This is a genomic window from Streptomyces sp. NPDC007872 (assembly GCF_042868165.1).
Classification (GTDB): domain Bacteria; phylum Actinomycetota; class Actinomycetes; order Streptomycetales; family Streptomycetaceae; genus Streptomyces.
This window is the reverse complement of record NZ_JBIAEA010000002.1, coordinates 337177-350947: the sequence shown is the minus strand read 5'-3', so window position 1 is coordinate 350947 and position 13771 is coordinate 337177. Positions and strand designations below refer to the sequence as shown.

Annotated in this window: 9 protein-coding genes; 4 read left to right on the top strand and 5 right to left on the bottom strand. The window is 73.6% G+C overall.

Annotation, left to right across the window (positions count from 1 at the left end; genetic code table 11):
* From ACFYNX_RS06720 to pepN, 3 genes are all read left to right on the top strand, one after another.
* Complete coding sequence (locus ACFYNX_RS06720; protein ID WP_388658427.1) at positions 1-3321, top strand: S8 family serine peptidase; 3321 nt, start codon at positions 1-3, stop codon at positions 3319-3321.
* A 161-nt stretch (positions 3322-3482) separates the two neighbouring features.
* Positions 3483-4499: an aspartate-semialdehyde dehydrogenase gene (locus tag ACFYNX_RS06715; protein ID WP_388658424.1), complete on the top strand. Its 1017-nt coding sequence runs from the start codon at positions 3483-3485 to the stop codon at positions 4497-4499.
* Positions 4500-4697: 198 nt separating this feature from the next.
* The gene (gene pepN, locus ACFYNX_RS06710; protein WP_388658422.1) at positions 4698-7274 is read left to right on the top strand and encodes an aminopeptidase N; all 2577 of its coding nucleotides are present in this window, start codon (positions 4698-4700) and stop codon (positions 7272-7274) included.
* 114 nt (positions 7275-7388) lie between these two features.
* Here the strand turns inward: pepN and alc are convergent, their stop codons facing one another.
* The 3 genes from alc to ACFYNX_RS06695 are packed head-to-tail and all read right to left on the bottom strand — an operon-like array spanning position 7389 to position 10501.
* Entirely contained in the window at positions 7389-8513 is a 1125-nt protein-coding gene (alc, locus tag ACFYNX_RS06705) for an allantoicase (protein ID WP_388658420.1), read from the bottom strand.
* Between the two features lie 59 nt (positions 8514-8572).
* On the bottom strand, positions 8573-9517 hold the full coding sequence (locus ACFYNX_RS06700) for a LysR family transcriptional regulator (protein WP_388658418.1): 945 nt from the start codon (positions 9515-9517) through the stop codon (positions 8573-8575).
* Positions 9518-9526: 9 nt separating this feature from the next.
* Entirely contained in the window at positions 9527-10501 is a 975-nt protein-coding gene (locus ACFYNX_RS06695; protein ID WP_388658416.1) for an EamA family transporter, read from the bottom strand.
* 198 nt (positions 10502-10699) lie between these two features.
* Between ACFYNX_RS06695 and ACFYNX_RS06690 the strand changes: the two genes are divergently transcribed.
* A complete protein-coding gene (locus ACFYNX_RS06690) occupies positions 10700-11221 on the top strand; it encodes a MarR family winged helix-turn-helix transcriptional regulator (RefSeq protein WP_388658413.1) in 522 nt (173 codons plus the stop codon).
* Positions 11222-11314: 93 nt separating this feature from the next.
* On the opposite strand, the gene ACFYNX_RS06685 is transcribed toward ACFYNX_RS06690, so the two are convergent.
* Together ACFYNX_RS06685 and malQ are read right to left on the bottom strand one after the other, a co-directional pair.
* Entirely contained in the window at positions 11315-11542 is a 228-nt protein-coding gene (locus ACFYNX_RS06685) for a hypothetical protein (protein WP_030210606.1), read from the bottom strand.
* Positions 11543-11562: 20 nt separating this feature from the next.
* Positions 11563-13770 (bottom strand): 4-alpha-glucanotransferase, encoded by a 2208-nt coding sequence (gene malQ / locus ACFYNX_RS06680; RefSeq protein WP_388658410.1) that lies wholly within the window; start codon positions 13768-13770, stop codon positions 11563-11565.
* Between the last annotated feature and the right edge of the window lies 1 nt (position 13771).

Here is a 13771-nt window from a genome sequence, read left to right as displayed (position 1 = left end):
ATGGCCACCCCCCAGACCCAGGGCCCCATAGCCCGGTCGTCGGTGCCCGGACGGAGACGGGCGGCGCGCGTCGCGGCCGCCGCCGGTCTCGTCGCCGCGCTCGTCGCGGCCGGCACCGTGCCCGCCCTCGCCTCCGACGACCCGGGCGCCACTCCCCCGGTCAAGGCGGCGGACCCCGCCGACAAGCTCGGCGCCGTCGACGCCCAGCGCCTCACCGAGGCCCAGGCGAGCGGCGAGGCGAACGTCACCGTCCTCGTCGCCACCGCCCCCGGCGCCACCGAGCAGGTCGCCGCCCAACTGGACGCCGTCGCCGGCGCCTCGGTCGGCAAGCGGCAGGACGCGCTCGGCTACGTCCGCGCCACCCTGCCGACCGCCAAGGCCGAGGCGGCCATCAAGGCCGCGACCAAGCTCTCCTCGGTCCAGGCCGTCGACCTCCAGGCCGAGATCCCGCTCGACGACCCGCGTCCGGACGCGGGCGGCCCGACGGGCCCCGTCGAGGGCACCACCGTCGCGAAGGCGTACCCGGCCCCCGGCAAGAAGACCCCGGCGAAGAACCCGTACAACCCCTCCCACGAGACGGGCGCGGTCGACTTCGTCGAGAGCCACCCCAAGGCCGACGGCCGCGGCGTGACCATCGGCATCCTGGACTCCGGCGTCGACCTCGGCCACCCGGCCCTCCAGAAGACCACCACCGGCGAGCGCAAGATCGTCGACTGGGTGACCGCCACGGACCCGCTGACCGAGGGCGACGCCACCTGGCGCCCCCAGATCACCCCGGTCTCCGGCCCCGTCTTCACCGCCTCCGCGCAGAGCTGGAAGGCCCCCGCGGGCGCGCACCAGTTCAGCCGCTTCAGCGAGTCGATCACCGCGGGCGGCGACCCGGCCGGTGACGTCAACCGGGACGGCGACACCACCGACGTCTTCGGCCTGCTGTACGACCCGGCCGCCGGGACCGTCCGCGTGGACACCGACCAGAACAACGACTTCACGGACAACGCGCCGATGAAGCCGTACAAGGACGGGTACCAGATCGGGTACTTCGGCACCGACGACCCGGCCACCGAGGTCGTCGAGAAGACGCCGTTCGTCGTGGAGATCCGCAAGGACGTCCCGATGGATCCGGCCGGCGGCACCTGGGTCGGCAAGAAGGCCGACTTCGTCAACATCGGCCTCGTCGAGTCCTCGCACGGCACCCACGTCGCCGGCATCACCGCCGCCCACGGCCTCTTCGGCGGCCGGATGAACGGCGCGGCCCCCGGCGCGAAGATCGTCTCCTCGCGCGCGTGCACCTGGACCGGCGGCTGCACCAACACCGCCCTCACCGAGGGCATGACGGACCTCGTCGTCAACCGCGGCGTCGACATCGTCAACATGTCGATCGGCGGCCTGCCGCAGCAGAACGACGGCGACAACGTCCGCGCCCGCCTCTACACCCGCCTGATCGACCAGTACGGCGTCCAGTTGGTCATCTCGGCCGGCAACTCGGGCCCCGGCATCAACACGATCGGCGACCCCGGCCTGGCCGACAAGGTCCTCTCGGTCGGCGCGGCCGTCTCCAAGGAGACCTGGGCCGCCAACTACGGCTCGGCCGTCGACAAGAAGTACGCCATGTTCCCCTTCTCCTCGCGCGGCCCGCGCGAGGACGGCGGCTTCACCCCGACGATCACCGCCCCCGGCTCGGCCGTGAACACCATCCCGACCTGGCTGCCGGGCGCCGGCCTCGCCGAGTCGGGTTACGCGCTGCCCGCCGGCTACGGCATGCTCAACGGCACCTCGATGTCCTCGCCGCAGGCGGCGGGCGCGAGCGCGCTGCTGATCTCGGCCGCCAAGCAGAAGGGCATCGAGCTCTCCCCGCTCACCCTGCGCACGGCGCTGACCTCCACCGCCCAGCGGATCCCCGGTGTCGCCGCGCACGAGCAGGGCGCCGGCCGCATCGACATCGAAGAGGCGTGGGAGTCCATCAAGGACGGCGCCACGGCCCACGACTACACGGTGCAGGCCCCGGTCGACACCGTGATCTTCCCGGCCCCGCGCACCGGCACCGGCGTGTACGACCGCGAGGGCGACCTCAAGGTCGGCCAGAAGCGGGTCTACGACGTCGTCGTCACCCGCACCAGCGGCCCGGACCGCCCGGTCCGGCACGACCTGGACCTCAAGTACAACGACGGCACCTTCCGCATCGTCAGTGACGACCGGATCTACCTGCCGCTGAACAAGCCGGTCACCGTCAAGCTCCAGGCCAAGGCGTCCTCCGCGGGCGTGCACAGCGTCATCCTGGAGGCCGACGACGAGCGCACCGAGGGCGTCGACAAGCAGATCCTCGCCACCTCGGTCGTCGCGAGCGACCTGACCGCCCCGGTCTACGGCTACACCGCCAGGGGCTCCGTGCAGCGCAACAGCACCACCTCCCACTTCGTCACCGTGCCCCCGGGCGCCAAGACGCTGGAGGTCTCGCTGTCCGGTCTGAAGGAGAAGAGCCAGACCCGGTTCATCGCGATCCACCCGGTCGGCGTCCCCGTCGACCCGACCGCGACCACGGGCTGCTACCCGCACTACAACCCGGCCAACACCTGCCGTCCGGACCTGCGCTCCTACCCGAACCCGACGCCGGGCGTCTGGGAGGTCGAGGTCGAGGCCCGCCGTACGTCGCCGGACCTGGACAACCCGTACACGCTGGGCGTCGCGGCCCTCGGCGTCGACTTCGACCCGGCCGTCCAGACCGTCCCGGAGGCGAAGGTCGGCACCCCGGCCCCCGTCCAGTGGAAGGTCACCAACCGCTTCGCGGGCCTCGAGGGCACCCTCAAGGCCGGCTCCCTCGGCTCCCGGAAGACCGAGACGCCGACCATCCAGCACCACGAGACGCAGACCCGGACCGTCACCATCGGCGAGGGCGTCGAGCGGCTCGACATCGGCATCGGCAACACCTCCGACAAGGCCGCCGACCTCGACCTGACCGTCCTGCTGGACGGCAAGCAGGTCGCGCAGGCCGCCGACGGCGACTCGGAGGAGGCCGTCTCCCTGGTGAAGCCGGCCGCGGGCACGTACACCGTCGTGATCGACGGCTACTCGGTCCAGGCCGCGGGCGGCACCACGTACGACTACAAGGACGTGTACTACTCGTCCGCGCTCGGCACCGTGAAGGTCGACGGCTCGAAGCCGGCCGCCCTGCCCAACGGCGGGTCCGCCGCGGTGACGGCCGAGGTCGTCGTCGCCGGCCCCGCTCCCGAGGGACGCCAGTTCTTCGGCGAGGTGCAGCTCGTCAACGCCCGCGGCACCGTCGCGGGCACCGGCAGCGTCGTGATCGGCGCGGTCACTCCGTAACACCGTGTGACGGGGAGGGGCGGGTGCCGGTCACGGCGCCCGCCCCTCCCCCGCTTTCGTCCGGACCTTGGACAATGGATTGGACAAGGCGGCCGTGTTCGCCCGCATGATGGAAGGGCAGCACCCCGCCCATACGTCCCCATGAGCACGGAGGAGTCCCCGTGAAGGTCGGAATCGTCGGAGCCACCGGTCAGGTCGGCACAGTCATGCGCAGCATCCTGACCGAGCGCAAGTTCCCGCTCGACGAGCTGCGGCTCTTCGCCTCCGCCCGCTCCGCCGGCACCGTCGTGGACGGCATCACGGTCGAGGACGCCTCCACCGCCGACTACACCGGCCTGGACATCGTGCTCTTCTCCGCCGGCGGCGCCACCTCCAAGGCCCTCGCCGAGAAGGTCGCCTCCCAGGGCGCCGTCGTGATCGACAACTCCTCCGCCTGGCGCCGCGACCCCGAGGTCCCCCTCGTGGTCTCCGAGGTGAACCCGCACGCGGTCAAGGACCGCCCCAAGGGCATCATCGCCAACCCGAACTGCACCACGATGGCCGCGATGCCGGTCCTCAAGCCGCTCCACGAGGAGGCCGGGCTCGTCGCCCTCGTCGCCACCACCTACCAGGCCGTCTCCGGCTCGGGCGTGGCCGGTGTCGCCGAGCTGGACGGCCAGGTCAGGGCCGTCGCCGAGGGCGCCGCCGCGCTCGCCCACGACGGCGGGGCCGTCGACTTCCCCGAGCCCGGCGTGTACAAGCGCCCGATCGCCTTCAACGTGGTCCCGCTGGCCGGCTCGATCGTCGACGACGGCACCTTCGAGACCGACGAGGAGCAGAAGCTCCGCAACGAGTCCCGCAAGATCCTGGAGATCCCGGAGCTCAAGGTCTCCGGCACCTGCGTGCGCGTCCCGGTCTTCTCCGGCCACTCCCTCCAGGTCAACGCCCGCTTCGAGCGCCCCCTCGGCGTCGAGCGCGCCCACGAGCTGCTCGAGGGCGCCGAGGGCGTCGAGCTGTCCGAGATCCCGACCCCGCTCCAGGCGGCCGGCAAGGACGCCTCGTACGTCGGCCGCATCCGCGTGGACGAGACCGTCGACAACGGCCTCGCGCTCTTCGTCTCCAACGACAACCTGCGCAAGGGCGCGGCGCTGAACGCCGTGCAGATCGCGGAGCTGGTCGCGGCCGAGCTCAAGGGCTGACGACCCCGCGGGGCGCGTACGGCCGGAGGGGCGGTTTCCCGTGGTGGGAGCCGCCCCTCCGGCACGTCCGCGCGTGCCCGGGCCCCTCCTTCGAACCGGACGGCCGAACGGCGGCGGGCCGTGGAAATGTGCCGTGCGCCACGGAGCCGCCCCGTGGAAGGATGGGTCCAATCGTCATGAAACAGAGGAGTTGACCGGGTGCCTGGTACGAACCTGACCCGTGAAGAGGCCCGGCAGCGGGCGGCGCTGCTGACCGTGGACGCGTACGAGGTCGAACTCGACCTCTCCGGTGCGCAGGAGGGCGGCACCTACCGGTCCGTCACCACCGTCCGCTTCGATTCCGCCGAGGCGGGCGCCGAGACCTTCGTCGACCTCGTCGCCCCCGCCGTCCACGAGGCCGTCCTGAACGGGCACGCCCTGGACGTCGCCGCCGTCTTCCGCGACTCGCGGATCGCGCTGCCGCACCTGCGGGAGGGCCGCAACGAGCTCAAGGTCGTCGCGGACTGCGCGTACACCAACACCGGTGAGGGCCTGCACCGCTTCGTCGACCCGGTCGACGACCAGGCCTATCTGTACACCCAGTTCGAGGTGCCGGACGCGCGGCGCGTGTTCGCCTCCTTCGAGCAGCCCGACCTCAAGGCGACCTTCCGGTTCACCGTGAAGGCCCCGGCCGGGTGGAAGGTCATCTCGAACTCGCCGGCGCCGGAGCCGAAGGACGACGTGTGGGCGTTCGAGCCCACGCCCCGGATCTCCACGTACATCACGGCCCTGATCGCCGGTCCGTACCACTCGGTGCACTCCACGTACGAGAAGGACGGGCAGACCGTCCCGCTCGGCATCTACTGCCGTCCGTCGCTCGCCGAGTTCCTCGACGCGGACCACATCTTCGACGTCACGCGCCAGGGCTTCGACTGGTTCCAGGAGAAGTTCGCGTACGACTACCCCTTCGCCAAGTACGACCAGCTCTTCGTGCCGGAGTTCAACGCGGGCGCGATGGAGAACGCGGGCGCGGTCACCATCCGCGACCAGTACGTCTTCCGCTCGAAGGTGACGGACGCGGCGTACGAGCGGCGGGCCGAGACCATCCTGCACGAGCTCGCCCACATGTGGTTCGGCGACCTCGTGACCATGGAGTGGTGGAACGACCTGTGGCTGAACGAGTCGTTCGCCACCTACACCTCGGTCGCCTGCCAGGCCGCCGTGCCCGGCACCCGCTGGCCGAACGCCTGGACCACCTTCGCCAACGCGGAGAAGACCTGGGCCTACCGCCAGGACCAGCTCCCCTCCACGCACCCGATCATGGCCGACATCAACGACCTGGAGGACGTGCTCGTCAACTTCGACGGCATCACGTACGCCAAGGGCGCCTCGGTCCTCAAGCAGCTCGTCGCCTACGTCGGCCAGGACGAGTTCTTCAAGGGCGTGCAGGCGTACTTCAAGGCGCACGCCTTCGGCAACACGCGCCTGTCGGACCTGCTGGGCGCCCTGGAGAAGACCTCGGGCCGCGACCTGACGGCCTGGTCGAAGGCGTGGCTGGAGACGGCCGGCATCAACGTCCTGCGCCCGGAGATCGAGACCGAGGCGGACGGCACCGTCACCGCCTTCGCGGTCCGCCAGGAGGCCCCGGCGCTGCCCGCCGGCGCCAAGGGCGAGGCGGTCCTGCGTCCGCACCGGATCGCGATCGGCTTCTACGACCTGGACGAGACCGGCCGCCTCGTGCGCACCGACCGCCTGGAGCTGGACATCGCGGCGGACGGGCGGACCGAGGTGCCGCAGCTCGTCGGCAAGAAGCGCCCGGCGGTCGTCCTCCTCAACGACGACGACCTGTCGTACGCCAAGGTCCGTCTCGACGACGTGTCCCTGGCCAACGTCACGGCGCACCTGGGCGACTTCGCCGAGTCGCTGCCGCGCGCGCTGTGCTGGGCCTCGGCCTGGGACATGACCCGCGACGGCGAGCTGGCCACCCGCGACTACCTGGAGCTGGTGCTCTCGGGCATCGCCAAGGAGTCGGACATCGGCGTGGTGCAGTCGCTCCAGGGCCAGGTCAAGGCGGCCCTCGACCTGTACGCGGCGCCGGAGTGGCGCGAGGCCGGGCTCTCCCGCTGGACCGAGGCGACGCTCGCGCACCTGCGCGCGGCCGAGCCGGCGAGCGACCACCAGCTCGCGTGGGCGCGCGCCTTCGCGGCGACCGCCCGCACCCCGCAGCAGCTCGACCTGCTCGCGGCCCTCCTGGAGGGGCGCGAGACGATCGAGGGCCTGGCGGTGGACACCGAGCTGCGCTGGGCGTTCGTGCAGCGGCTCGCGGCGACCGGGGACTACGACGAGGCGGAGATCGCGGCCGAGCTGGAGCGCGACCGCACGGCGGCGGGCGAGCGGCACGCGGCGACCGCGCGGGCGGCCCGTCCGACGGAGGCGGCGAAGGCGGAGGCCTGGGCGTCGGTCGTCGAGGACGACAAGCTGGCGAACGCCGTGCAGGAGGCCGTGATCGGCGGCTTCGTCCAGTCCGACCAGCGCGAGCTGCTCGCCCCGTACACGGCGAAGTACTTCGCGGCGGTCAAGGGCGTCTCGGAGACCCGCAGCCACGAGATGATCCAGCAGATCGTGGTCGGCCTCTACCCGACGCTCCAGGTCTCGCGGGAGACGCTGGACGCGACGGACGCGTGGCTGGAGGAGCACCGGCCGGCTCCGGCGCTGCGGCGTCTGGTGACGGAGTGCCGCGCGGGCGTCGAGCGCGCCCTGAGGGCGCAGGCGGCGGACTCGGCGGCGGCGGTCTGAGAGCGGTAGGCCGTACGTGAGAAGGGGCGCCCTCCCCGGTGGGGCGCCCCTTTTCCGTGCCTCGGCGTCGGTTTCCCGTGCCTTTTGGCGGTCGGCTTCTCCGTGCCCCGCCGGTCAGCCGCCGAGGGCCGTGTACCGGGCGCGCAGGTCGGCCGCGCCCTGTTCCGTCAGCGTGCCGTGGAGCCGCATCCGGGCGACGCCGCCGTCGGGGAAGGCGTCCAGGCGCACGTGGGTGACGACGGCCCGGGCGGGCAGCTTGAAGCGGTGCAGGGTGTCGGGCTGGAGCCGGGTCCTGGGGATGATCTCGAACCACTCGCCCGTCTCGCCGTTGCGGCCCTGGAGGGCGACCCAGCCCGCCGAGTTGCCCTTGAGGTAGGCGGTGTCGATCTCGACGGCGCGGACGGCGCCCTGGGCGGCGAGCCGGAAGCGCACCCAGTCGTTGGTGTCGCGGACCCGGCGGCGGCGGTTCTCCCAGCCGTCGTCCATCTTGCGGGAGGTGCCGGGCAGGATGATCTGGGTGGGCGAGGAGTAGAACCGGTCCGAGGCGTCCTCGTACGTGCCGCCGTTCAGTACGGAGACCAGGTCGAGGGTGCCGAGGAGCTCCAGCCACTCGGGGTCGGGCACGACCTCGCCGTGGACGCGGAGGCGGGCGACGCCGCCGTCGGGGTGCTGGCAGAGGCGGACGTGGGTGAAGCGGCGCTCCGCGTCGATCGCGAAGCCGTTGGCGGCGTGGCCGCGGACGGGGGTGGGCGGGACGAGCTCCTCCCACTTCGCGTCGAGGAGTTCGGCCGGGCTCGGGCTGCCCTCGACCGCGGTGGCCTGGACCGACACCTTCTGCGGGTAGTTGCCGCGGAAGTGGGCGGTGTCGACGACGATCCCCCGGACGACGCCGGGGGCGCCGAGGCGGACGATCGCCCAGTCGTGGTCCTCGGGGGCGGGGAAGACGTTCTCGGCGTCGGCGCCGCGGCGGCGGCGGGTCTCCCAGCCGTCCATGACCTTGCCCTTGTGGCCGAAGCGCTCGGGGTCGAAGACGGCGCGCTCGCGGACGAGGAGGTTCTCCCGCTCGGCGAAGAACTCGTCGTTGGCGGCGACGACCCCGGCGCCGAGGCGGCGGTCGGCGAGGTCGACGAGCTCGGTGAACGGGAAGTCCCCGGTGCGGTAGTCGGCGTAGGGGTCTCCGCCCGTGTAGGGGGCGGCGTCGTTGGCGTGCGGGTCCTGGTGCGTGTCGAAGTCGCTCATGGACCGACCTTCCCGCGTGGCCGGTGTCCAGGTCCATCGAATGTTTTCGACGGTGTCGTTCAGTTCTGCTGAACGGTTTCGCGTTCCGCCGCCGCCCGGCGGAGCGCGGTCAGGACCCGGGACACCGCCGGGCCCTCCTCGGCCCCGCCGCGTACCGCCGCGACGACGTGGCGGCGGGGCTGGTCGGCGGAGAGGACGCGCATGACGACCCCGCCGACCCCACCGGCCCCACCGCCGCCCCGGCGTTCGGCGGAGGCCATGCGGGGCACGAGCGCGATCCCCATCCCGGCCTCGACCATGGCGAGGATCGCGGTCCAGCCCGCGGCGCTGTGGGCCTGCTCCGGCACGAAGCCGGCGGCCTCGCAGGCGGCGGTGGTGATCTCGGACCAGGGGCCCGAGCCGCCGTAGATCCAGGGTTCGGCGGCGAGGTCGGCGAGCCGCAGGCCGGGGGCGTCGGCGAGCGGGTGCCCGGCGGGCAGGGCCACGTCGAGCGGGTCGGCCAGCAGCGGCACCCGGCCGAACCTGGAATCGCGGGCGGAGGGCGCGTGGGCGGCGAGCGAGAGGGCGAGGTCGACCTCGCCGGCCGCGAGCAGCTCGTACGCCTCCGCCGCCTCGGCCTCCCGGATCCGGACGTCGAGCCGGGGGTGGGCGGTCCGCAGGTGCCGTACGGCGGGGACGACGAGGGCGGGCACGGCGGTGGAGAAGGCCGCCACCCGCACCCGTCCGGCCTCGCCCCGCAGGTAGCCGTCGAGTTCGGCGTCGGCGCGCTCCAACTGCGCGAAGACCGCCTCCGCGTGGCGCAGCACCAGGTGGGCGGCGTCGGTGAGCCGAACGCGGCGGCCCTGGGCCTCCAGGAGCCGGACGCCGAGCTGCTTGGAGAGGTTGGCGAGCTGCTGCGAGACGGCCGAGGGGGTCATGAGCAGGGCCTCCGCGGTCGCGGTGACGGTGCCGCGGTCGCGGAGGGTGCGGAGGATCCGGAGCTTCTTGATGTCCCACTCGGTCATGGACGCAACCTATCGGGACACCTCCGAAACCTCCGGTCCGGCCGAAGCTTCCTGATCTTTTCGTTCGGCTTCGTCGAAGGTTTCGGCTTCGGTCTCCACCGGGATCCCGGGCGTACGGGGGCTCATCTGGCCCGCCAGCGTGGCGCCGAGGGCGATCGCCATGCCGAGGAGCTGGACCGGGCCGAGCGCCTGGCCGAGCGCCGCCCAGCCGATGATCGCGGCGGTGACGGGCGAGAGGGGGCCGAGGAGGGTGAGGGAGGAGGCGCTCAGCCGCTCGATGCCGCGGAACCAGAGGACGTACGAGAGGGCGGTGTTGCCGAGGGCCAGGTACGCGTAGCCGGCCAGGTTCGTGCCGGTCAGGGCCGGCGGGGCGCCCTCGACCAGGAGGGCGATCGGCAGGATGACGAGGCCGCCCGCGGTGAGCTGCCAGCCGACGGCGGTGAGGGCGCCGACGCCCTCGGGGCGGCCCCAGCGCTTGGCGAGGACGACGCCGGCCGACATGGAGAGGGCGGAGAGCAGTCCGGCGACCACGCCGACGAGGTCGAGCGCGGCCCCGGCCTTCAGGACCACGAGGCTGACGCCGAAGGCGGCGGCGACGGCGGTGACCAGGGCCCGGACGGTGGGCCGGTCGCCCAGGAGGAGGGCGGCGAGGCCGACGACGAAGAGCGGGCCGACGGAGCCGACGACGGCGGCGACGCCGCCGGGGAGCCGGTAGGCGGCGAGGAAGAGCAGCGGGAAGAAGGCGCCGATGTTGAGGACGCCGAGGACGGCGGCCTTCCCCCACCAGGCGCCCGTCGGGAGCTTGCGGGTGAGCCCCAGGAGCAGGAGCCCGGCGGGCAGGGCGCGCATCAGACCGGTGAAGAGGGGCCGGTCGGGCGGCAGGAACTCGGTGGTGACGTAGTAGGTGGAGCCCCAGGAGATCGGGGCGAGGGAGGTCAGGGCGACGAAGGCGGCCCGGTGGGACGTGACGGCCTGGTGGGACATGCGGGTTCCCCCTGGAGACGAGTGCCGGTGCGCCGTGTTCCGGCGTTCCGGGCGGCGGGGCCCGGTCCGACCGGTTCGGCTCGGCTTGGGTCGGCTCGTTGGATCGGCTTGGCTTGGCGTTAATTAACTTAGCACTAAGCTACTTACACGCAAGCTACTTTCTTGCCGTCGCGTCCCGCGGGAAGGGAGACTGTGCGCATGGACACGAAGACCCCCGGCCCGGGCCCCGCCCACGACGCCGTCGACGCCATCACCGACCAGTGGGCGGCCGTCCGGTCCGACCTGGACACGGTGCCGATGGCCGTCTTCGGCCGGATCTACCGGCTGGCGAACGCCATGGGCGACCGGGTGACCAGGGCGTACGCGCCCCACGGCGTGGCGCGCGGGGAGTTCGACGTGCTCGCGACCCTGCGCAGGTCCGGGGAGCCGTACACGCTCTCGCCGCGCGAGCTGTCCGCCACGCTGATGATCACCACGGGCGGCATGACGGGCCGTCTCGACCGTCTGGAGAGGGCCGGGCTGCTCAGCCGCAGCCCCGACCCGAACGACCGGCGCGGGCTGCGGGTCACGCTCAGCGAGCGCGGCCGGGAGCTGGTGGACCGGGCGGTCGCGGACGGCCTCGCGGAGCAGCGGGCGGCCCTGGAGGCGGCGCTCGACGCGGAGGAGGCGGAGCAGTTGGCCGGGCTGCTGCGCAAGTTGCTCGCGACGACGGCGGCGTGAAGCGGGCGCGGTCGCGGGCGTCTGCGGGCGCGCGAAGGCGCCGCACGGTACGTCGGTACCGTGCGGCGCCCTCGACGGAGCCGGAGGAAGGAGTTACGCCTTCTTGGACTTGTCGAGCACCATCACCAGGCCGGTGATGACCAGGAACAGCACCAGCGGGGCGGCCACGAACAGGCCGAGGGTCTCGACGACCTCCAGCTTGGGGGCCGGGTCGTCACCGTCGTCGCGGGTGAGCGCGAGCGCGGGGGACGACATGAGCAGCATCATCAGCGTCGTACCGGCCGCGACGGCGCCGGCGCGCAGGGCGTTCTTCTTGTCCACGGTGCAAACGTAGCGAACGCCTAAACGCGCCGCGCGCCCGGGGGTGCCGTACGGGCGTGCAGCTCGCTCAGGAGGGCGTGCGCCCGGGGCGAGGCGGCGAGCCGCTCCAGGGTGAGCGGCTGCCCGTCGGGGCCCGCGACCGGCAGCCGCCAGTTGGGGTACTCGTCCCAGGTGCCCGGCAGGTTCTGCGGTCGGCGGTCCCCCACGGCGTCCGGCAGCCAGACCCCGACCATCCGGGCCGGGGTGGCGAGCAGGTACCGGTGGACGGCCCGGATCTCGGCCTCCTCCCCCGGACCCTCCGGGAGCAGTCCGAGCCGCTCGAACAGGCCGCGCCACTCGGCGGTCTCGGCCCGGTCCGCCACCCGCTCGCGCTCCAGGTCGCCGGGGAGCAGCCCGAGCCGGTGCCGCAGCACGACGTGGTCGCCGGAGAGCCGGGCGGCGGTGGAGGGCAGGTCGTGGGTGGTGGCGGTGGCCACGCACTCCGCGCGCCACTCCTCCGGGGGCAGCGGGCGGCCGGTGCCCGCCCAGTCCCGCTCGAACCAGAGCACGGAGGTCCCGAACACCCCGCGCCGCGCCAGCTCCTCCCGCACCCCCGGCTCGACCGTGCCGAGGTCCTCGCCGATGACCAGGGCCCCGGCGCGGTGCGCCTCCAGGACGAGGACGGCGAGCATCGCCTCGGCGTCGTACCGGACGTACGTGCCCTCGGTGGGCTCGCGGCCCTCCGGCACCCACCAGAGCCGGAAGAGGCCCATCACGTGGTCGATGCGCAGCGCGCCCGCGTGGCGCAGGAGTTCGCGCAGGAGCCCGCGGTACGGGGCGTAGCCAGCGGCGGCGAGGGCGTCGGGCCGCCAGGGCGGCAGGCCCCAGTCCTGGCCCCGGGCGTTGAAGGCGTCGGGCGGGGCGCCGACCGACATGCCGGCGGCGAAGGCCTCCTGGCCGGCCCAGGCGTCCGAACCCTCCGGGTGGACCCCGACCGCCAGGTCGTGGACGATCCCGACCGCCATCCCGGCCTCGCGGGCGGCCCCGGCGGCGTCCGCGAGCTGCCGGTCCGTCAGCCAGGCGAGCCGGCAGTGGAAGTCGACGCGGGCGGCCAGGGCGGGATCGGCGCGCACGGCCGCCTCCGCAGCGCGCGGGGTGCGCAGCGCCTCGGGCCAGGAGCGCCAGTGGGGGCCGTGCCGCTCGGCGAGGGCCTGGTAGGTGGCGTGGTCCTCCAGGGCACGGCCCCGCCCGGCCAGGAAGTCGTGGAAGTCGGCGCGCCGGCCGGGGCCGAGGTCCACGCTCGTGAGGAGCAGCTCCAGGGCCCGCCGCTTGACCTCCCAGACCGCGTCCCGGTCGATCAGGGCGCCCTTGCCGAGGACCCGCTCGCGCAGTTCGGCCGCGTCGGCGAGGATCCGGTCCAGCTCCTCGCGGCGCTCGGGGCCGATCAGGGCGTACTCGGGGATCTCCTCGATCCGCAGGTGGACGGGGTCCGGGAAGCGGCGCGAGGAGGGGCGGTACGGGGAGGGGTCGGCGGGCGCGCCGGGCACGCCCGCGTGGAGCGGGTTGACCTGGACGAACCCGGCGCCGTGCCGTCGGCCCGCCCAGGTGACGAGCTCGCGCAGGTCGCCGAGGTCGCCCATGCCCCAGGAGCGGGTGGAGAGCAGCGAGTAGAGCTGGACGAGGAGGCCGTACGCGCGCCGGTCCGGCCCGGGTACGCGCGCGGGGCTCACGATCAGGGTGCCGGTGGCCGTGCGCCCGTCGGGGGCCTCGGCCTCGACCGTGTGGACGCCGAGGGGCAGCTCCGACCAGTCCTCGCCGATGACGACGGCGCCGTCCTCGGTGACGACCTGGAGGCGGGTGCCGGGCGGGAGGTGGGACGGGGGGCGGAGGGGGGCGTCCCCGAGGTGCGCGGGGAGTTGCGCTTGCGGGTCGGCCCCTTCGCGCGGGCCGGTCCCCTCGCGTAGGTCGGTCCCCCCGCACGGGCCGGCCTCCTCGCGCGGGGCGGCGCCGGGGCCGTCGCTCCCGTCCCCGGTCCGCCAGTGGACCAGGGTCGGGGGCAACAGGCGCTCCCGGTCGGCGCGTTCCGCCGCTTCGAGGGCGGCCGCGACCGCCTCCGGCGTGGACGCGTCCACGCCCAGGGCGGCGAGGACGGCCACCACGGTGGTCTCCGGCACGGGCACGTCGCCGCCGTCGGCGGGGCTGTGGACGGTGGCGACGCCGTGACGGGCGGCGAGACGGGCCAGGGTCACT